The sequence below is a fragment of the Rhodococcus sp. HNM0563 genome (genome assembly GCF_012726195.1).
Lineage (GTDB): Bacteria > Actinomycetota > Actinomycetes > Mycobacteriales > Mycobacteriaceae > Rhodococcus.
Genome location: NZ_JAASAF010000003.1, coordinates 427,992 through 446,778 on the forward strand (window position 1 = coordinate 427,992; position 18,787 = coordinate 446,778).

General features: G+C 66.8%; 17 protein-coding genes. 6 read left to right on the top strand and 11 right to left on the bottom strand.

Annotated features, from left to right (window positions below; all coding sequences use genetic code 11):
* Positions 1 to 29: 29 nt before the first annotated feature.
* From HCA61_RS08995 to HCA61_RS09015, 5 genes are all read right to left on the bottom strand, one after another.
* Entirely contained in the window at positions 30 to 1,013 is a 984-nt protein-coding gene (locus tag HCA61_RS08995; RefSeq protein ID WP_346777523.1) for a hypothetical protein, read from the bottom strand.
* Positions 1,010 to 3,295 (bottom strand): phosphoenolpyruvate synthase, encoded by a 2,286-nt coding sequence (gene ppsA, locus HCA61_RS09000; RefSeq protein WP_169688004.1) that lies wholly within the window; start codon positions 3,293 to 3,295, stop codon positions 1,010 to 1,012. The genes HCA61_RS08995 and ppsA overlap by 4 nt, the downstream gene beginning before the upstream one ends.
* Before the next feature lie 300 nt (positions 3,296 to 3,595).
* Positions 3,596 to 4,030: a DUF6069 family protein gene (locus tag HCA61_RS09005; protein WP_169687793.1), complete on the bottom strand. Its 435-nt coding sequence runs from the start codon at positions 4,028 to 4,030 to the stop codon at positions 3,596 to 3,598.
* Positions 4,031 to 4,159: 129 nt separating this feature from the next.
* Entirely contained in the window at positions 4,160 to 5,947 is a 1,788-nt protein-coding gene (locus HCA61_RS09010) for an ABC-F family ATP-binding cassette domain-containing protein (RefSeq protein WP_169687794.1), read from the bottom strand.
* Positions 5,948 to 5,997: 50 nt separating this feature from the next.
* Positions 5,998 to 6,924: a 4-(cytidine 5'-diphospho)-2-C-methyl-D-erythritol kinase gene (locus HCA61_RS09015; RefSeq protein ID WP_169687795.1), complete on the bottom strand. Its 927-nt coding sequence runs from the start codon at positions 6,922 to 6,924 to the stop codon at positions 5,998 to 6,000.
* A gap of 86 nt (positions 6,925 to 7,010) precedes the next feature.
* On the opposite strand from HCA61_RS09015, the gene HCA61_RS09020 reads away from it, so the two are divergent.
* The gene (locus HCA61_RS09020; protein WP_169687796.1) at positions 7,011 to 7,979 is read left to right on the top strand and encodes a YafY family protein; all 969 of its coding nucleotides are present in this window, start codon (positions 7,011 to 7,013) and stop codon (positions 7,977 to 7,979) included.
* 68 nt (positions 7,980 to 8,047) lie between these two features.
* Complete coding sequence (locus HCA61_RS09025) at positions 8,048 to 8,317, top strand: hypothetical protein (protein ID WP_169687797.1); 270 nt, start codon at positions 8,048 to 8,050, stop codon at positions 8,315 to 8,317.
* 79 nt (positions 8,318 to 8,396) lie between these two features.
* Here HCA61_RS09025 and HCA61_RS09030 read toward each other — a convergent pair whose 3' ends face one another.
* The 6 genes from HCA61_RS09030 to HCA61_RS09055 form a co-directional block, all read right to left on the bottom strand.
* Positions 8,397 to 8,603: a cold-shock protein gene (locus HCA61_RS09030; protein WP_026061436.1), complete on the bottom strand. Its 207-nt coding sequence runs from the start codon at positions 8,601 to 8,603 to the stop codon at positions 8,397 to 8,399.
* Between the two features lie 220 nt (positions 8,604 to 8,823).
* Positions 8,824 to 9,729: a 16S rRNA (adenine(1518)-N(6)/adenine(1519)-N(6))-dimethyltransferase RsmA gene (gene rsmA, locus HCA61_RS09035; RefSeq protein ID WP_169687798.1), complete on the bottom strand. Its 906-nt coding sequence runs from the start codon at positions 9,727 to 9,729 to the stop codon at positions 8,824 to 8,826.
* Between the two features lie 39 nt (positions 9,730 to 9,768).
* Positions 9,769 to 10,896: a resuscitation-promoting factor gene (locus HCA61_RS26580; protein WP_169687799.1), complete on the bottom strand. Its 1,128-nt coding sequence runs from the start codon at positions 10,894 to 10,896 to the stop codon at positions 9,769 to 9,771.
* Positions 10,897 to 11,265: 369 nt separating this feature from the next.
* Positions 11,266 to 11,730 carry a DoxX family protein gene (locus HCA61_RS09045; protein ID WP_169687800.1) on the bottom strand — a complete coding sequence of 155 codons (465 nt, stop codon included), beginning with the start codon at positions 11,728 to 11,730 and terminating at the stop codon, positions 11,266 to 11,268.
* Between the two features lie 109 nt (positions 11,731 to 11,839).
* On the bottom strand, positions 11,840 to 12,898 hold the full coding sequence (locus HCA61_RS09050) for a maleylacetate reductase (protein ID WP_169687801.1): 1,059 nt from the start codon (positions 12,896 to 12,898) through the stop codon (positions 11,840 to 11,842).
* A 42-nt stretch (positions 12,899 to 12,940) separates the two neighbouring features.
* Positions 12,941 to 13,771, bottom strand: a complete 831-nt coding sequence (locus tag HCA61_RS09055; RefSeq protein ID WP_169687802.1) for a TatD family hydrolase — start codon at positions 13,769 to 13,771, stop codon at positions 12,941 to 12,943.
* Between the two features lie 22 nt (positions 13,772 to 13,793).
* On the opposite strand from HCA61_RS09055, the gene metG reads away from it, so the two are divergent.
* From metG to HCA61_RS09075, 4 genes are all read left to right on the top strand, one after another.
* Entirely contained in the window at positions 13,794 to 15,374 is a 1,581-nt protein-coding gene (metG, locus tag HCA61_RS09060) for a methionine--tRNA ligase (protein WP_169687803.1), read from the top strand.
* 127 nt (positions 15,375 to 15,501) lie between these two features.
* Positions 15,502 to 16,647: a DUF2786 domain-containing protein gene (locus HCA61_RS09065; protein WP_169687804.1), complete on the top strand. Its 1,146-nt coding sequence runs from the start codon at positions 15,502 to 15,504 to the stop codon at positions 16,645 to 16,647.
* Positions 16,648 to 16,733: 86 nt separating this feature from the next.
* The gene (locus HCA61_RS09070; protein WP_206039802.1) at positions 16,734 to 17,882 is read left to right on the top strand and encodes an FAD-dependent oxidoreductase; all 1,149 of its coding nucleotides are present in this window, start codon (positions 16,734 to 16,736) and stop codon (positions 17,880 to 17,882) included.
* Positions 17,879 to 18,778 carry an RNA polymerase sigma-70 factor gene (locus HCA61_RS09075; RefSeq protein ID WP_169687805.1) on the top strand — a complete coding sequence of 300 codons (900 nt, stop codon included), beginning with the start codon at positions 17,879 to 17,881 and terminating at the stop codon, positions 18,776 to 18,778. The genes HCA61_RS09070 and HCA61_RS09075 overlap by 4 nt, the downstream gene beginning before the upstream one ends.
* The last annotated feature ends 9 nt before the right edge of the window (positions 18,779 to 18,787 follow it).

The following is an 18,787-nucleotide window of genomic DNA, read 5'->3' on the forward strand; positions in this document are numbered from 1 at the left end:
GTACGTTTCGGAATTCACGATCGCGCATCTCACGGACGCCCCCGAAACAGCACTTCCGAGAGGGGCCGTCTCGGCGTCGTCGGTCCCGAACGGGTGGGCGTCCGTATACCTACCCTGATCAGCACCTGGGGCACACCGTCGCTGCCCGCCAGTGAAGCGAGAGAGGTTCGAGTAGCCGCGGACTCGGTGAGGTGGGTGACCGGGCAGGTCGCCAGTCCGTAGAAGGTGCAGGCGAGAAGGACTGCCGACAGTGCCTCGCCGCACCGCAACCAGTCGAGTCGCGAATCCGTGGTGGTCGAGAGCAGCAGGATCGCTGCGCGGTCTTCTTCTACGCCGACGGTGTCGCTCGCTGCGCGCCCGGCAGGGAACTCCCGTTCTGTCGCGACCGTCCATCGAGGGTCCGGTAGCGCCTCGGCAGGCACGCCATCGGGATACGCCGCGTGCCCGGTCCACCAGCGAAGTTCCGATTGGTAGGCCTGGTCGGAACGGCGTTCACCACTGAGCTGCCGGGACATGCCGTCGAGTGCAGGTCGTTCGTGCTCGCTGATCTCGTCGAGGTGTACATCGGCCTCCTCGACGAGTTCCTGCAGGAAGCCGACGGCCTGCTGCCACTGCGGTGGTGAGTCCATCGGCAACCGCTCGGTGCGGCGCCCCGGGATCGCCGCCGCCAATCGGACGTCTACATCGGACACTTCGTCCACTCGGCGAAAGTGGAGTGCCGCCAGGCACTGCTGGTCCGGCGAATGCGGAATCCGCTCGATCACCGAGCACCACCGTTCCGTGGCGAGCGCTCTCTGCACATGGTCCAGCGCCGCCCCGCAAGAGAGCACCATCTGGCGACCGGACGGATCCGTGGCCGGCAGAATGCGATCGTTGTCGGTGTAGAGCGTCAACGCATCCGCACCGAGAATCCACCGCCAAGGCTGGCTGTTGTGCAGGGACGGCGCGCGGCTGGACAGCGCGACTGCGGACTCGACGGTACGGCGGTCCGGCATCGCCTGCGCGGGTGTCACCGCCCGACCTCGCGTACGCGATCCAGCAGGATCCGTTGCTCGGCCTGCGCCACCATCCTCCTCGTCCGCGACGCAGCGTCGGGAGTGACCGACACCGACGTGATGCCCCGCCGCACCAAGTGCTCCGCGAGCTCGGTGCTCGTCGATGCCGCCTGACCACACAGCGACGTGGTCAATCCCGCTGCGGAGGCCCTGTCGATGATGTGGTCGATCGCATCGAGGACGGCTGGGTCGAGGGTGTCGAACAGGTCCCTGCACACTTCCGAATCCCGGTCCACACCCAGCATCAGCTGTGTGAGGTCATTGCTGCCGATCGACACGCCGTCGATGCCGAGCTTCGCGTACTCCGGCAACCAATACACCACCGACGGCACCTCGGCCATGATCCAGCGCCGCATCCGGCGATCAGCCCCGAGGGGGTGCGCGTCGAGCTGGGCAAGGCACTCCTTCAGTTCCCATCGGGTGCGCACGAACGGGATCATCAGGTGAACGTTGGGACACCTGCCCCGAACACGGTGCAGCACATCGAGATCCAACGAGAACAGCTGCGGATCGCGTACGTAGCGAAAGCACCCGCGATACCCGATCATCGGGTTCTCCTCGTCCGGCTCGACCTCGCCGCCTTCAAGATCCGCGAACTCGTTACTGCGCAGATCGATCGCCCGATACACCACCGGCCGCGGCGTGAACGCCGCGGCGATCCGGGCGACCCCGTCGGCCATCTTCGCCACGTATTCGTCGCGCCGACCCTGTGCAATCATGTGCGACGGGTGCTCCCCCGCCAGCGCCTCGGTGATCATGAACTCGGCCCGCAACAAGCCGACCCCGTCGACATCGGTGGCCGCGACCGATTCCGCAGCATCCGGAGTCGCCAGGTTGACGTACACCGACGTCGCCGTGACGGTCGGAGCGACACCCGGCACCGCCGAGGCCGGAGTCGCCGCGGCGGACGGACCGACCGCAGCGTGTACTTCCCCCTCGAACACGGCGCCCGCGTCACCGTCGACGGTGATCACCTGCCCGTCCCGCAGATCTGTGGTTGCAGTGCGTGCACCGACCACGACCGGTTTACCGAGCTCGCGCCCGACGATCGCCGCGTGGCAGGTGATGCCGCCGCCGTCCGTGACGATGCCACCGGCGCGTCGCAGGATCGGCAGCCAATCCGGTCGGGTCATGGGTGCGACGATGATCTCGCCGTCGGTCAGCCGATTGCCGTCGACCAGCTCGTGGAGCACCCGGACCCTGCCCGTGGCCGTCCCGGGGCCAGCACCGAGGCCGGTCAGCAATGGTGTCACCTCACCGTTGCCGGATGGACCTCCGACTGCCGACCGGTCGAGTGTGGTGATCGGGCGGGTCTGCACGATCCACAACGCGCCATCCGCGAAGGCGAACTCGAGATCCTGCGGACGACCGTAATGCTGCTCGACTCCCGCGGCGAGACGCGCGACACGGTCGATCTGTTCGTCGTCGAGCACGCGAGTGCTGCGGACCGGGTCGACCGCGATTCGTCTGTCGCCTGCGTCGGTCGACTCTATCCGGAACTCCTGGTGACCGAGGTGCACATCGAGTATCTCGAAGGCGTCCTTGGCCACGACATAGGTGTCGGGCTCGACCTGGCCGCCGACAACCACTTCACCGAGACCCAGCGCCGCCTCGATCACGATGCGATCGAGGTCACCGGTTCGTGGATCGGCAGTGAATGCCACCCCGGAGACTTCGGACTCGACCATCACCTGCACGACGACGGCAATGGACGGCTCATCCGTCACCCCGCGCAACCCGCGGTAGGTGCGGGCCCGTTCCGACCAGAGAGATGCCCAGCACGTCTGCACCGCTCGCACTACCGCGTCGGCACCGATGATGTTGGTGTAGGACTCGTGGATGCCTGCGAAGGAAGTGTCCGCCGCGTCCTCGGCAGGCGCCGACGAGCGCACCGCCACCGGAACATCCACGCCGAGCGCCTCGTACGCCGAGACGATGCCATCCCTCATCTCGCGCGGAACCGGGGCATCGGTCACCAGCGCGGCAAGTTCGGCCGAAGTGCGGATGAGTGTGGCGTCGTCGATGTCGGGAGCCGGGACAGCCTCGGCGGCCAGTCGAGCGCGTACTCCCGCGGCCTGCATCGCGTCGACGTATGCATCGGTCGTGACGGTGAACGCGGCAGGCACCGCAAAACCCGCCCGTGTGAGCTCGCCCAGATTGGCGGATTTTCCACCCACTGTGGGTGCATCGTCGGCACTCACCGTATCAATCGGTCGTATCCACATATTGTGTTCATCCATGGTGGCGGCTCGAAACGATCTCGACTTCTCCGGCACATTCATCGTCGCCGCATCCGGGCTGCATCCGTAGAGCAGAAGGTCCCGCGTCACCGATATTCTCCGACCCGTCCACCGCAGTTCGCGCAGGGCATGTGCTGTCTGTACAACGATCTGCCCGAATGGCCCGCCGTCTCGCGAACCTCTGCCGGTTACCGCCGTCGCCCCCGGTCACGGGCCGCGGCCAGAGCCTGGTTCCAGGCGTGACCGCGTCCCGTGCCGGGCCCGCACCCCCTGACTCGGCGCCGGGGCTGCGCATACCGTCTAGCGATCGCGCATCTTCTCGAGCCCGAGCACGGCCACCGCAGCGATGACGACGTGCATCAGCACCAGCGTCGTCTTGCTCGGACCGTCGAAGTCCGCACTGATCGTTCCTGCGATCGTCGCGAGCGGCAGGAGCGCACCGACCACCTGGGCGATCCGGACGATCGGGTTCCACCACAGGCTCAGCAGCGCAGCGACGGTGAGCCCGACCGCAAGCGGGACGACGGTCATGAGCACCACGCCACCCGGCGCCGCGCTCGCGATCGTCCCTGCATCGGTGTGCTCGAACGACCCACCGGCCAACAGGCCGACCAGCCAGAGCACGAGGTTGGCGACCAACGCTGCGAGGACCGAGGCGACAACGATCGTGGGACGCCCGTAGTCGCGCGACCACACGGATGTCGATGAAACAGACGATGTTCGGGTGACAGACATGTTTCTCTCCTGATGGGCGTGTTCGACTTACTGCGCCCAGCCTGCAACCTCGAGCAGACTCGAGGTCAAGAGGAAATCATCGACCCGAAATATTTTCCTTGCCCTGTGGGGTGGAAACGTCTCGCCGCGTCAGTCCAGCGTGTCGGCGAGCTCCATCCACTGTTCCTCGGCCGCTTCCTTGTCCGCGACCACCTGACGCAGCTCGGCGTCGAGCTTCTGCAAGCGATCCGGATCGGTTGCCGCGTCGGCCAGTTGCACGTGCAGCTTCGATTCACGCTCGTCGAGCTTGGCGATCGCCCGCTCGAGTCGTGAGAGTTCCTTACGCGCAGCACGATCCGCGGCGCCGTCTCGCTTCGGCACCGACGCTTCTGCCCCCTTCGACACCTGGGACGCCACCGACAGCACCCCACCGTCGCCCATCGCCGCGCGTCGACGCAGGTATTCCTCGATGCCGCCCGGCAAGTTGGTGAGCTTGCCGTCGCCGAACAGCGCCCATGTCGAGTCGCAGATCCGCTCGATCAGGTACCGGTCGTGACTGATGACCACGAGGGTCCCTGCGAAGTTGTCGAGGAGGTCTTCGAGTTGCTGGAGGGTGTCGATATCGAGGTCGTTGGTGGGCTCGTCGAGCAGCAGCACATTGGGCTCCGCCATGAGTACGCGCGTCAACTGCAGGCGGCGTCGTTCCCCGCCGGAGAGGTCGCCGACGGGAGTGCGTTGGCGAGCAGGAGTGAACCCGAGCCTCTCTGCCAGCTGACCCGCCGATACCTCCTTGTCGCCCAGCATGATTCGTTCGGCCACGTCTTTGACCGCATCCAACACTCGCATGTCGGTGGGCAGATCGTCGAGTTCCTGCCGCAACCAGCCGATCTCGACCGTCTGCCCTTCTATACGCCTGCCGGATGCCGGTTCGCGCTCGCCTGCGAGTGTGCGCAGCAACGTCGTCTTCCCGGATCCGTTGACTCCGACGAGACCGATCCGCTCCCCCGGCCCGAGCCGCCACGTCAGATCGTGGACGAGTTCACGGCCGTCCGGAGTGGCCAAGGTGGCGTCCTCCAGCTCGATCACGACGCGCCCCAGCCTGCGCTTCGCGAACGACGCGAGGGCCACAGAGTCGCGCGGCGGCGGCACGTTGGCGATGAGCGCTTCCGCGGCCTCGATGCGATATTTGGGCTTGGACGTGCGTGCGGGAGCACCGCGACGTAGCCACGCCAGCTCCTTGCGCGCCAGGTTCCGACGCCGCTCCTCCATCGCGTCGGCCTGACGGGCACGCTCTGCGCGCGCGAAGATCCAGTCGTTGTAGCCGCCCTCGTATGCCTCGACCTTGCCGCCGACAACTTCCCATGTGCGGTTCGCAACGGTGTCGAGGAACCACCGGTCGTGGGTCACGACGACGAGCGCACTGCGTCGCGACATCAAGTGTTCGGCAAGCCACTGCACTCCCTCGACATCGAGGTGGTTGGTGGGCTCGTCGAGCACGAGCAGATCGAGTTCTTGCACGAGCGCGGCAGCGAGCGCGACCCGTCGCCGTTCACCGCCGGACAGTCCGTCGACGACTGCGTCGAGACCGAGCTTGTCGATGCCGATCCCCGCGAGCACCGAGCGGATGCGCGCATCGCCGGCCCACTCGTGTTCGGCGACATCGAGTGGGCCGAGTACGACGTCACCGACGGTCGAGCCTTCGGGAAGAACACCGCGTTGGGTGACCACCGCCATGCGCAGGCCACCGACCCGGCTGACACGACCGGAGTCGGGTTCCTCGAGGCCGGCGAGCACCTCGAGCATCGTGGTCTTGCCGCCACCGTTGAGGCCGACCACGCCGATGCGCTCGCCCTCTTCCACCCCGAGCGACACGGAGTCGAGCAACGGCTTGATACCGAAGGATTTCGAGACCTGTTCGAGGTTGATCAGATTCGCCACGTGGTGCAGAGCCTTCCGGAGTTGTGAATCGGTGTATCAGGAATGGGATGTCAGGGTCGAGTGGGATCGACGATGCGCGCGCCCGGCACCGGGCCGGACGCGATCCGCACGGTTCGGCACACCCCGGCGCCTGCGAGCTCGGCGCTCACCTCGACCGCAGCGCGTTGATCGTCGACGAGGAATGCGCAGGTGGGTCCGGAGCCGGATACGATGCCCGCGAGAGCTCCCGCTTCGACCCCTGCACGCAGGGTGCGACGCAGACCGGGGTTCAACGACAATGCGGCCGATTGCAGGTCGTTGCCGAGCAGCGGAGCGAGCGCGCGAGCGTCACCGGCGCCGAGCGCATGCAGCAGATCGTCGGTGTCGCCCACGCGCTGTGGATCACCGCTGGCGCGCAGCCGGTCGAGTTCGCGGAAGACGACGGGGGTGGACAGCCCCTCTTTCGCGATCGCGAGCACCCAGTGGAAGGTGCCGCGCGACAGGACGGGAACGAGTTGTTCACCGCGTCCGGTTCCGAGCGCGGTATTGCCGTGCAGGCAGAAGTTCACGTCGCTGCCCAGCTGGGCTGCGATCTCGTCGAGGTCGCCACGACTGGCTCCGAGCCCCCACAGCGCGTCGAGCGCGACGAGCGTCGCGGCCGCGTCGGCGCTTCCACCTGCCATGCCTCCGGCCACGGGGATCCCCTTGTCGATGATGATCTCGACGTCGGGTGTGCGTCCGGCGCGTTCGGCGAGTAGCTCGGCAGCACGCCAGACGAGGTTCGACGAATCGGTGGGCACCGAAGCCGCGTCGGGTCCACGGACCTCGACGCGGAGGGTCTCGGCGGGGGCGACGGTCACCTCGTCGTGCAGCGACAGCGCTTGGAACACTGTGCGCAGGTCGTGATAACCGTCGGGGCGGAGGTCCCCGACCGCGAGATGCAGGTTGACCTTGGACGGAGCCCGCACGCTGACGGAGGCGGGGACGACGGAAAGCACGAATACACAGCTTACCCGCGCTGCAGGAACGGCAACGACCACAATCGAGGACGGGAATCGTCCGCTATTCGTGGCACAGTCTGATCATGCGCGAAACCTCCGCCCGCCTGTTGCGTCTGCTGTCGCTCCTACAGATGCGACGGGAATGGTCCGGCACCGAACTCGCCGAGCGTCTGCAGATCACCACCCGCACGGTCCGACGCGACGTCGAGAAACTCCGCTACCTCGGCTATCCCGTCGATGCGAATGTCGGCGTCGGCGGCGGCTACCGGCTCGGTGCGGGCGCCGAGATGCCGCCGCTGCTGCTCGACGACGACGAGGTTGTGGCCGTCGCACTCGCGTTGCGTTCCGGCACCAACGACGCGGTCACCGGTCTCGGGGACGCCGAAGCACGTGCACTCACCAAACTGAGGCAGGTCATGCCGTCACGGTTGCAGCACCGGCTCGAAGCCTTACGCGTCGACGTCGTCGATCGTGGCCCAGTTGCATCCGCGGTCGACGCCGAGTTGCTCGCGACCGTGACGGCCGTCTGTCACCGCCACGAGCGCTTGCGCTTCGATTACCGCTCCCACGACGACACGGCCTCGCGACGGGAGGTGGAGCCGTACCGGGTGGTGCGTGCGGGACTGCGCTGGTATCTCGTCGCCTGGGACCTCGCCCGCGAGGATTGGCGCTCGTTCCGCGTGGACCGCATGGAACCGAAGATCCCCACCGGTCCGCGGTTCGTTCCGCGCGAGCTCCCACCCGGAGGTGCTGCCGAGTTCGTCTCGCGCGGTATCGCGCGTGGCGCAGCACCGGTGACCGCGAGGGTGCTGCTGCACGCACCGGTCGGGACGATCACCCCGATGGTCGACGACAGGTGGGGAACCCTCGAGCAGATCGACGCACGAACGTGCGCACTCGTGCTCGGCGGACAGTCCCTGGAGAGGATCGCCGAGTGGCTCGTCGCCTTCGACGTGGACTTCACGGTGCTCGAACCCGCCGGCCTCCGCGATGCGTGCCGGGCACAGGGCGAGCGGCTCCGGTTTCTCGCCGAGAGGTACGCGCGCGCTTGAGCATCGGCGCATCTATGCTCGTGCGATCGCCGTCAACACGTCACCGGCGCCGGATCTGGAGGAAATACATGAGACGAGTTCTGCGTAGCACCGTCGCGGTCGGAGCGCTCGCACTGGCCGCTGCTTTGGGCACAGCAGGCACTGCATCGGCGGAGCCCGCACCTGCACCTCGCGTGTGCTCCCTGGGCGACCTCGTTCTGCGGTCGTTGAACATGGTCGACTGCGTGAACCCGCCGACGGGATCCGCTGGGATCGCCACCGGTTCGGCCGATGGAACAGGGTCGTCGACCGGTTCGTCGAACGTCGGCATCGTCGGGCACGGCGCCGTCATCGGCTGACGCACTTCGATTCTCGGCAACAACACATCAGGGCCGGCACCCGAAACGGGTGCCGGCCCTGATGGTGAGAAGCCTGGTATCAGCCGATGACGGTGACGCCGGTGGCCTGCGGGCCCTTCTGGCCCTGGCCGATCTCGAAGCTCACGCGCTGGTTCTCCTCGAGGGTGCGGAAGCCGCGGCCCTGGATCTCGGAGAAGTGCACGAAGACGTCAGCCGAACCGTCGGACGGAGCGATGAAGCCGAAGCCCTTTTCGCCGTTGAACCACTTCACAGTACCTTCAGCCATTGCTGTTCCTTTACTTACAGGCAGGACGCACTGTTGCCGCCCTGTCTCGTCGGAAGCCGGTCTCGGCTTCCGGGTCTGTCACTCGACGGCTGAAACGATTCCGTGGTGGTATCGCATCCGCTCGCAACTAGAAATGTGCGAGGGTTAACCACAAACACACTACCTAACGACCAGGCTCAAGTAGAGCACACATCGGGTCTCGATGCCACCGCGAGGTGACTCAACCCTCAGTTGCGATCGACGCCAGCCGGACGAAGGCGGCCGCATCGAGCCTCTCCCCCCGTGTCGACGGCTCGATACCCGCTGCGACCAGGCGCCGTTCGGCCTCTGCGGGCGAGCCGGCCCAACCACTCAACGCTGCGCGCAAGGTCTTACGCCGCTGAGCGAATGCCGCGTCCACCACCGCGAAGACCGCCTTGCGGTGCGCCGGATCAGTGGGCCACGGCGGGGTTTCGTAACGGTCGATGCGCACGAGGCCCGATTCGACCTGCGGCACAGGCCAGAACACCGAACGCCCGACCGAACCTGCGCGACGGACATCGCCGAAGTATCGGGCCTTCACGCTCGGTACGCCGTAGACCTTGCTACCCGGTTGCGCCGCAAGACGATCGGCCACTTCGAGCTGCACCATCACCAGGGCGGTGCGCAACGAGGGAATTTCGGCGAACAGGTGCAACAGCACCGGCACAGCCACGTTGTAGGGGAGATTGGCGACGAGCGCGGTCGGCTCCGCAGGAAGATCCGAGACGGATACCTTCATCGCATCCATCGGCACGACGTCGAGGCGACCGGCAAGTTGCGGGGCACGCGCAGCGACCGTCGCGGGCAGGCGCTCGGCCAGCCTGGGATCGATCTCCACCGCGACCACACGGTCGACGACGTCGAGCAGCGCCAGGGTCAGTGATCCCAGCCCCGGCCCGACCTCGAGCACCACGTCGTCGGGGCCGACTCCTGCGGCCGAGACGATGCGCCGCACCGTGTTGGCGTCATGCACGAAGTTCTGGCCCAGCTGCTTGGTCGGGCGCACCCCGAACTCCTCCGCGAGAGTCCGGACCTCTGCGGGTCCGAGCAACGCGGCGAGGCCGCGCGGAGAAGCCGGGGTGGCGCCTGAATCGTCTGCTTGCACGAGGCGAACCTAGCGCACCGGAGTCGACGGCATGTCGTCTCAGCGCAGGCCGAGCTTGCTGGTGCATGCGGGCCATGCACCCCAGCCCTGTGCTGCCTGAACCTTCTCGGCGACGGCGATCTGCTGTTCGCGGGTGGCCATATCAGCGCGCGGAGCGTACTGGGTTCCGCCGAACCCGGCCCAGGTCTGCTGCGTGAACTGCAGGCCTCCGTAGAAGCCGTTTCCGGTGTTGATGGCCCAGTTTCCGGTCGCCTCGCACTGTGCAAGGGCGTCCCAGGTGGATGCCCGGCCGGATGCGGGGACTGCAGGCTTGGGCTTGGTGCCGACGCGGAGGATCGCGGGCTGCGGTTCGGAGAGCACCGTCGACGCGGTCTCGGTACGGCCGACCTCGACACCGTTGACGGTGTGGACGTCGAAGGTGACGGAACGCTCACCCGGAGCACCCGGGTTGTCGAGCGCGGTGTCGCCCTCGGTCATGTTCGGATCGTCGACCCGGTTCTGCGGGGGCTCGATCGGCAGGGTCTCGATGCGGGTCTCGACACGGTCGCGGGTCACGACGATCTCCATGCCTTCTTCGAGCACGGCATCGGCCGGGACGTTCACGCTGTCGGCCTGCTCGAGGGCAACATTGTGCGCGGTCAAGAACTCACCCACGGTGGGTGCCGCGAGGCGCACGGGCGCGGCGGGCGCGCCGTTGTCTGCGAACTGCACGGTCTTGGGACTGACGACCTCGAGTTCGGTGCCGTCGAGCGGCAGACGGTGCGAACGGGAAGCCGAGACGTACACGTCGTCGCTCAGCTCGAACTGCGCGAGAGCCTCGTCGACGGTGAGCGCGGTGGTCCACACGGTGCGCTCCGCACCGTCGACCGTGAGCGTGACCTCGCGGGCCTGGCGCAACACGATGGTGTCCCCGTCGGACACTGCGGAATCGACGGCCGGGGCGACGACGTCGTGCTCCTCCACCTGATATCCGGCAGCGGCAAGGATGTCGCCGACGTTCGAGCTCATCGTGCCGAAGGCGCGTTGCTCTCCGTCGATGTCGAGCGTGACGTCCTTGTGCTTGACGAGCGCGGTGATCCCGCCGGCCGCAATGGTTACGAACAATGCCGCAACGAGCGCGAAGAACACCGGCGATTTGATTCGGTTGATCTTGGTGAAGGGTGACACAACAATTCCAGACAGACGACGACTGTGATCACGGCACGGTAACGAACGTGAATTGATATGGCAACTAAACCCCGTCTACCAGGGGTTATGTGCGTAACCATTCGGTGATAAACCGATATTTTCAATCACAACTCGTGCTGCTACAAAGTTGCCCGACCGCCTGGATCCGCCGGATATTGTGGCCGAAGTTACATTCTTTCCGATTTGATGAATTTCCTATGCCCGGCCAGGAATGCCGTTGATCTTCCCGTCTCGAGCAACACCATGGATGCCTGATGGAAACGCGAGAAGGGCGCATTGCGGGGTGGATCACCCGCAATGCGCCCTTCGGTTGCGAATCGACAGTCGCCGCCCGATCGACGGGATCGACTACACGGCGCTGCGCGCCGGCTCCCGCTCCGCCGGCGCCGACTGCGCGAGGAACGGAAGTTTCGACCCGAGGATGTGGTCGATACTGAAACGGCCCGCACCCACGACGGCAAGGAGCAGCGCCCCGAGGCCGAGCGCAGCGACGAGTTCGAAGCCGCCATCGGCCACGTAGACGCCGTTTCCGACGTGAACGATGACGAACGCGCCGGCCATGACGAGGAACAGCAGCGCGCCGAAGACAGGCACCAGCAGACCGAGAGTCAGTGCGACGCCGCCGAGGATCTCGATCCAGGTCGCAACGAACGCACTCACCGAGGCTGCGGGCACACCCATGCCCTCGAACGCAGCGGAAGTACCGGACTGACCCCACACCGTGAGCTTCTGCAGGCCGTGGGTCAACAGGATGATTCCGAGACCCAGGCGCGCGATGAGAATGCCGATGTCTCGAACGAGGGGATTGTTCACGAAATGACCTTTCGGTTGCGAGGCCGAAGGCCCCTTCTAGTTGACAACGCAACCAAAAGTAGCAGCGCTAGGTTGTAGGTTCAACCTAATTCGATCGATGTAGCCGACGTCACGCCGGACGTCTCCCTGCAAACGCCTCGCCGAGCAACCGCCGCACACCCACGGTGGTGACCTCCCTCGGGTTCGGATACGCCTTCTCCGTTGCCCGTCGTGCGGCAGTGTCGAGATCTGCCTCGCGCAGGCCGAGGTCCGCCAGGCTCGTCGGCCCGCCCGCAGACACGATGAGGTCGTACACGCCCGCGGGAGCCGAATCGACCTCGAGGGCCTCGGCGATCCGGGCCATCACGTCCGGAACCGACGGCGCGTTGTACGCCATGACGTGCGGCAACATCACGGTGTGCGTCGCCGCGTGCGGCAGATCGAACGACCCACCGAGTACGTGACACAACTTGTGGTGCAGAGCCATCCCCACCGATCCGAGACACACCCCCGACAACCACGCGGCAAGCAGCAGATCGGAGCGGCCCTCCAGGTCGGCACCGTCGACACCGAGCGCAGGCAGACCGCGACCGATCGACACGATCGCCTGCAACCCGAGAGCATCGACAATCGGATTGGCGTGCTCTGCATACAACGCCTCCACCGCGTGCGCCAGCGCATTGACGGCGCTGGTCACCGCCATCGGCACCGGCAACCCGGCGCTGAACTCCACGTCGTAGATCACCGTCTCCGGCAGGATGTCCGGCGACGACCTCGTCGTCTTCACCCCGTGCGCCGTCTCCCCGAGGGTGGGCGTGACCTCCGAACCCGCGTAGGTGGTCGGCAGAATCACCTGATCGATCCCGGTTCGCACCGCCAGCGCCTTCGCCAGACCCGTGGTGGATCCGCCACCGACGGCGACGACCGCATCCGCCCGATGGTCGGTCACGTACTTCAGAACGCGCTCGGTCACGGCGACCGGTGTGTGCATCACCGCGCCGTCGAACCGTGCTACCTGCAACGCTCCGAGTGCGCGCTCGACGAGATCAGCCTGCGGACGTACGTGTTCGCCGCCGAGCAGCAACACACGCGATCTACCGAGCCGACGTACCTCGTCGCCGACCTTCGACGCGGTGCCCGCACCGAAGATCACCCGGGCCGGTTGTGCCGTATAGACGAAGTTGTGCATGCGCCCACGGTCTCACGTCCAGGGTGCCGATACGGGGGTCACTCACGAAAGTCCGTACACCCGCTCGGCATTCGCGGTGGTTGCCGCGGCCAGCTCAGACGCGCTCTCGCCGCGCACGTCGGCGAGAGCGCGCACCGTGTAGGGCAGGCAATAGGGCTCGTTGGGTGCGCCCCGGAACGGATGCGGTGTGAGAAACGGCGCGTCGGTCTCGACGAGGACCTGAGCGCGCGGCACTAGCGGAGCCGCCTCGCGCAACGCCTTGGCGTTTCTGAAACTGACGGTGCCCGAGAAGCTCAGGTGGTAGCCGGCGTCGACGCAGGCCCGTGCCATCTCGGGGCCGGAGGAGAAACAGTGGAAGATGACGGTCTCGGGAGCGCCCTCGCTGTGCAGCACCCGCAGTAGATCGTCGTCGGCCTCGCGGTTGTGGATCATCAGCGGCTTGCCGAGCCGTTTCGCGAGATCGATGTGCCAGCGGAAGCCCTCTTCCTGTTCGGCCGGCTCGGCGCACCCGTCGAGCTTCCCCGGCCAATAGAGGTCGAGGCCGGTCTCCCCCACCGCGACGCACCGCGGGTCGGCTGCGAGCCGCTCGATCTCGGTGCGGGTCGTGTCGTCGAGGCTGTTCGCGCGCGTCGGGTGGATCGCCACGGCCGCGAACACCCGCGGATCCCAGTGCGCGGCACGTACCGCGAACTGCGCGGCATGGAGGTCGTCGGCCACCGTGACCACCCGGCCGACGCCCACCGCGGCGGCCCGGTCCACGATCGCGGCGGTCGTCGCGGCATCGGTCGCTCCGCACGCATCGAGATGGGTATGGGCGTCGACGAGCGGCGCCAGCGGTTCCGGAGCTTCGGGGGCAGGACGGCTTTTGCTCACGCCCTATAAAGTAGTTGCCACCATGACTGCCGCCGATCCCACCCGCCCGCCGCTCGCCGAGTCCGCCCGCCCGCCGTTCTACGTGACCACCGCGATCGCGTACCCGAACGGCGTCCCGCACATCGGGCACGCGTACGAGTACATCTCCACCGACGCCCTCGCACGGTTCAAGCGTCTCGACGGCTTCGACGTCCGGTTCCTCACCGGCACCGACGAACACGGCTTGAAGATGCAGCAGACAGCCGCCAAGGAGGGCATCTCCGTCACCGAGCTGGCGCGACGCAACTCCGACGTGTTCGAGGCGCTGGACAAGTCCCTCAACGTCTCGTACGACCGGTTCATCCGCACCACCGACGACGATCACCTCGAAGCCAGCAAGGCGATCTGGCAGCGCATGGTCGACAACGGCGACATCTACCTCGACACCTATGCGGGTTGGTACTCGGTGCGCGACGAAGCGTTCTACACCGAGGCCGAGACGACCCTGCAGGACGACGGCTCGCGCCTGTCCACCGACACGGGCACGCCCGTGGAGTGGACCGAGGAGTCGACGTACTTCTTCCGCCTGTCGGCCTACCAGGACAAACTCCTGAAGCTCTACGACGAGCACCCCGAGTTCATCGCTCCCGCGACGCGGCGCAACGAGATCGTCAGCTTCGTCTCGGGCGGGCTCAAGGACCTGTCGATCTCCCGCACCACCTTCGACTGGGGCGTGCCCGTCCCGGGTCACCCCGATCACGTCATGTACGTGTGGGTCGACGCCCTGACGAACTACCTCACCGGCGCAGGGTTCCCCGACATCGAATCGGAGTCGTACAAGCGGTACTGGCCGGCCGATCTGCACATCATCGGCAAGGACATCACCCGCTTCCACACCGTGTACTGGCCTGCGTTCCTCATCTCGGCCGGACTCGAACTGCCCAAGCGGGTGTTCGTGCACGGCTTCCTGTTCAACAAGGGCGAGAAGATGTCGAAGTCGGTCGGCAACGTCGTCGACCCGATCGAGATGGTCGAGAAGTACGGCCTCGATCCGCTGCGCTTCTTCCTGCTCCGCGAGATCTCGTACGGCCAGGACGGCAGCTACAGCCACGAGGCGATCGTCACCCGCATCAACGCCGATCTCGCCAACGACCTGGGCAACCTTGCGCAGCGGTCGCTGACGATGGTTGCGAAGAACCTCGACGGGCAGGTTCCGACCCCGGGCGAGTTCACCGCCGACGACGAGGCGATGCTCGCGCAGGCCCACGCGTTGCTCGAGCAGGTGCGCGCCGAGTTCGACGAACAGCAGATCCACCTCGGGCTGGAAGCGATCTGGCATGTGCTCGGTGAGACCAACCGGTACTTCTCGGCGCAGGAGCCGTGGGTGCTCCGCAAGACAGATCCTGCGCGGATGGCCACAGTGCTGTACGTGACGCTCGAAGTCGTACGTGTCGTGGGCATCCTGGTTCAGCCGGTGATGCCCGATGCGGGTGCGAAGATCCTCGATCTGCTCGGCCAGGGACCTCGGGACCGACAGTTCGCCGACCTCGCGACGCGTCTCGTGCCGGGTACCGCGCTGCCCGCGCCATCGCCGGTGTTCCCTCGGTTCATCGACGAGGAATAGTCGAACGTCGAGCGAGAGTCGCATCGTCGGAGTCCGGGCCGCAGCGTGACGCGGCCCGGACTCCGGCGTTTCGGGGAGCAGCCGCACCGAATCGGAACTTGTCGGTGGCTTCCGCCACACTCTCCCCATGCCCAGCAATGGAACATACATTCGAACCGATGAGGTGCACGCCGGGATACTGCTCGTCGAGCTGAACGGCGCCTACGAGCGCGGATGGCAGCCCGCCGACGTACTCCACATGGCGGCACACTCGGGAGACCCCACCGATACGCCGCTCGCTGCCGCGTCCGTTCTGTTCGACGCCCACCACACACGCGCGTCCCACCGCGCGCCCACCGAATGGCTGCACCAGGTCCGCACGATCGGCGATCGCCACCCCGCGATCGCCCGCATTGCCGAAGCCGGCCACCCGTTCGGGACGAGCCTGTTCCGCGCACTGCCCCACGTGTCGCGGTTCCAGGTCGACGGACTCGCCTACACGTGGAAGTACCTTCCGCGGTTCACGCAGCTGACCACGCCGCCGTCCCAATGGCCGCAGACGCGCACCACACCGGACGGCACCGCTCCCTGCGCCCCGGATCCGCGGGTGCTCGAACGCATCCGCGGATTGCTCTCGAAGGCCGAATCCACCGAATTCCCCGACGAGGCAGAGGCATTCACCGCAAAGGCGCAAGAGCTCATGACCCGGTACGCGGTGGGAGCGGCGGTACTGGGTGGTGCCCGACCCTCCGCCGATCCGGTCAGGGGCCGACGACTCCACCTCGAGCGTCCTTACGCGAAGGAGAAAGTGCTGCTGCTCACCGCGATCGGCGATGCGAACCGGGTCCGCACGGTGTGGTTCACCCGGGTGCAGATCGCGACCATCGTCGGCACCGTGGTCGATCTCGAGCAGGTCGAGATGCTGTTCACATCTCTGCTCGTCCAGAGCACGCGCGCCATGAACACGGCCGGGACCGCAGGCAGGCGTGGCGGCGGGGCCACGTCCTTCCGACGCGCCTTTCTCACCGGTTTCGCGAACCGCATCGGCGAGCGACTCCGCGAGGTCCAGGCCCACGCCACTGCGGAAGCCGCCGCCGATGCGCGCGTACCGATGACCGATCTCGCACCCATCCTCGCGCGCCGCTCCGAAGCGGTCGACGCGGAGTTCCGGCGTCTGTTCCCCACCACCCGCTCCTCCGGCGGTCGCGGCGTCGACGCTGACGGTTTCCATGCCGGACGCGACGCCGCCGAGAACGCCTCCCTGGCGCCGGGACAGTCTCCACTGCGACGCTGACCACTTTTTCACCGAGATGTCACGTTCCCGGCCCGCGCGGTGTCAAATGACCGACACATCCGAACGAATGGATCGAGGCGAGAACCATGAGCAACACACACGTTCATGTGGCGGTCGTCGGCGCCGGATACGCGGGCGTGATGGCCACGAACCGACTCCTCTCCGAACACCCCGAGGTGGCAGTGACCGTGGTGAATCCTCGAGCGGTGTTCGTCGAACGGACCCGGCTGCACCAGCATGCGGCCGCGACCGGGTCGGCGACACACAACCTCACCGATCTGCTTCATCCCCGCGCCGAACTGCGAGTGGGCACCGCCGAACGGATCGACGACGGTGCAGTACTCCTCGCCGACGGCTCGGTTCTGACCTGCGACGCCGTGGTCTACGCGGTCGGGAGCGGACCGGCCCGGGTCGAGGTCCCGGGCGGTGAGCGGGTGCATTCGGTGTCCGACTTCGAATCCGCGTCGGCGTTGCACACCGCGATCGAGGCATTACCCCATGGTGCGGCGGTCACGGTCGTCGGCGGGGGGTTCACCGGCATCGAGACCGTGACCGAACTCGCCACTGCGCACCCCGGCCATCGCTACACACTCGTCGGTGATCCCGGCCCGGGCCTGCCCGACCGCACCCGCCGGTATCTGCGACGCACCCTGACCGGATTCGGCATCGACATCCTCACCGGCGTCACCGTCACCGAGATCGACGATGCCGGTGTGCGATTCGACGACGGAACCGAAGCGCCCTCCCACCTCACGGTGTGGGCGGGAGGATTCTCGGTACCCGATCTCGCTCGCCGCAGCGGACTCGACGTCGACGATTCCGGTCGCCTGCGCGTCGATGCTGCGCTGCGGTCGACGAACCGTGCAGACGTGATCGGCGTGGGCGACGCCATCACGATCGCGCAGCGGCCCTACGTCCGGATGAGCTGCCAGGCCGCGATTCCACTCGGTGTGCACGGCGCAGCAACGGTGTGGGACGTGGTGCAGGGTCGCGAACCCGAACCGTTGTCGCTCGGGTTCGTCGCGCAGTGCATCTCGCTGGGTCGGGGCCGGGCCGCGTTGCAGTTCACCACATCCGCCGACACCCCTCGCGCGGCGGCGGTACGGGGAAGATCGGCGACACTCGCCAAGGAGGGCATCCTTCGTGGCACCATCTGGACGATGCGACGCCAAGCCCGCGGCCACACACCGTTCGTCCCGGCAGGCCCCGCCCTCGACACGGCCGGCGTACGGTGACCTCCGGCGACACCTCACCGTCGGGGGTCTTCACCGAACACCGCGGCCTGTTGTTCTCGATCGCCTACGAGATCACCGGGAGCGTCGCCGACAGCGAGGACATCCTCCAGGACAGCTACCTGCGGTTCGCCGCGGTCGCTCCCGACACCATCGAGGATCCACGCGCCTACGCGGCGCAGGTCGTCACGCGGCAGGCGCTCAATTCGTTGCGGTCTGCGCAGCGACGACGCGAGGAGTACGTCGGTCCGTGGCTACCGGAACCACTCCTCACCGCGACGGACGGGCCCGGCACCGACCCGTCGGCGGAGGTCGAACTCGCCGAATCGGTATCGATGGCGATGCTCCTGGTCCTCGAGACGCTGAGTCCCCTCGAGCGAGCGGTGTTCGTGATGCGGGAGGTATTCGGATTCGACTACGCGCATATCGCCGACACCGTCGACCGCACTCCGGCTTCCGTCCGGCAGGTCGCTCACCGGGCGCGCGATCACGTTCATGAGCGACGACGAAGATTCACACCCGCGAGCGCCGAAACCGATCGCGTGGTCGGTGAGTTCTTTTCGGCCGCAACGACCGGTGATCTCGACGGGTTGCTCCGGTTGCTCGCGCCCGACGCCGTGTACATCGCAGATGGTGGAGGTAAGGTCTCGGCGGCCAAGGTGCCGGTCCACGGGGCACAGAAGGTGGCGCGCCTGTTCTCCGGGCTCGCACGTGTGGGGCTCCCGGAGATGACCATGGCCGCCGCGACGGTCAACACGGCACCGGGTGTGCTCGTGTACTCGCACGGGGTGATCGACCTCGTCTTCCTGTTCGAGATCGTAGACGGCCTGATCACAGGCGTGTACGCGGTGCGCAACCCCGACAAGCTGACCCGATTCGAGACCCCGCCCCTACCGTGACAGGCTGGT

Bases quoted from the DNA above. Each gene is read 5' to 3' on its own strand.
- HCA61_RS09050 (WP_169687801.1), bottom strand. From the start codon at position 12,898: ATGCACAACTTCGTCTATACGGCACAACCGGCCCGGGTGATCTTCGGT.
- HCA61_RS09030 (WP_026061436.1), bottom strand. From the start codon at position 8,603: ATGGCTGAAGGTACTGTGAAGTGGTTCAACGGCGAAAAGGGCTTCGGC.
- metG (WP_169687803.1), top strand. From the start codon at position 13,794: ATGACTGCCGCCGATCCCACCCGCCCGCCGCTCGCCGAGTCCGCCCGC.
- HCA61_RS09065 (WP_169687804.1), top strand. From the start codon at position 15,502: ATGCCCAGCAATGGAACATACATTCGAACCGATGAGGTGCACGCCGGG.
- HCA61_RS09005 (WP_169687793.1), bottom strand. From the start codon at position 4,030: ATGTCTGTCACCCGAACATCGTCTGTTTCATCGACATCCGTGTGGTCG.
- ppsA (WP_169688004.1), bottom strand. From the start codon at position 3,295: ATGGATGAACACAATATGTGGATACGACCGATTGATACGGTGAGTGCC.
- HCA61_RS09070 (WP_206039802.1), top strand. From the start codon at position 16,734: ATGAGCAACACACACGTTCATGTGGCGGTCGTCGGCGCCGGATACGCG.
- HCA61_RS09025 (WP_169687797.1), top strand. From the start codon at position 8,048: ATGAGACGAGTTCTGCGTAGCACCGTCGCGGTCGGAGCGCTCGCACTG.
- HCA61_RS09020 (WP_169687796.1), top strand. From the start codon at position 7,011: ATGCGCGAAACCTCCGCCCGCCTGTTGCGTCTGCTGTCGCTCCTACAG.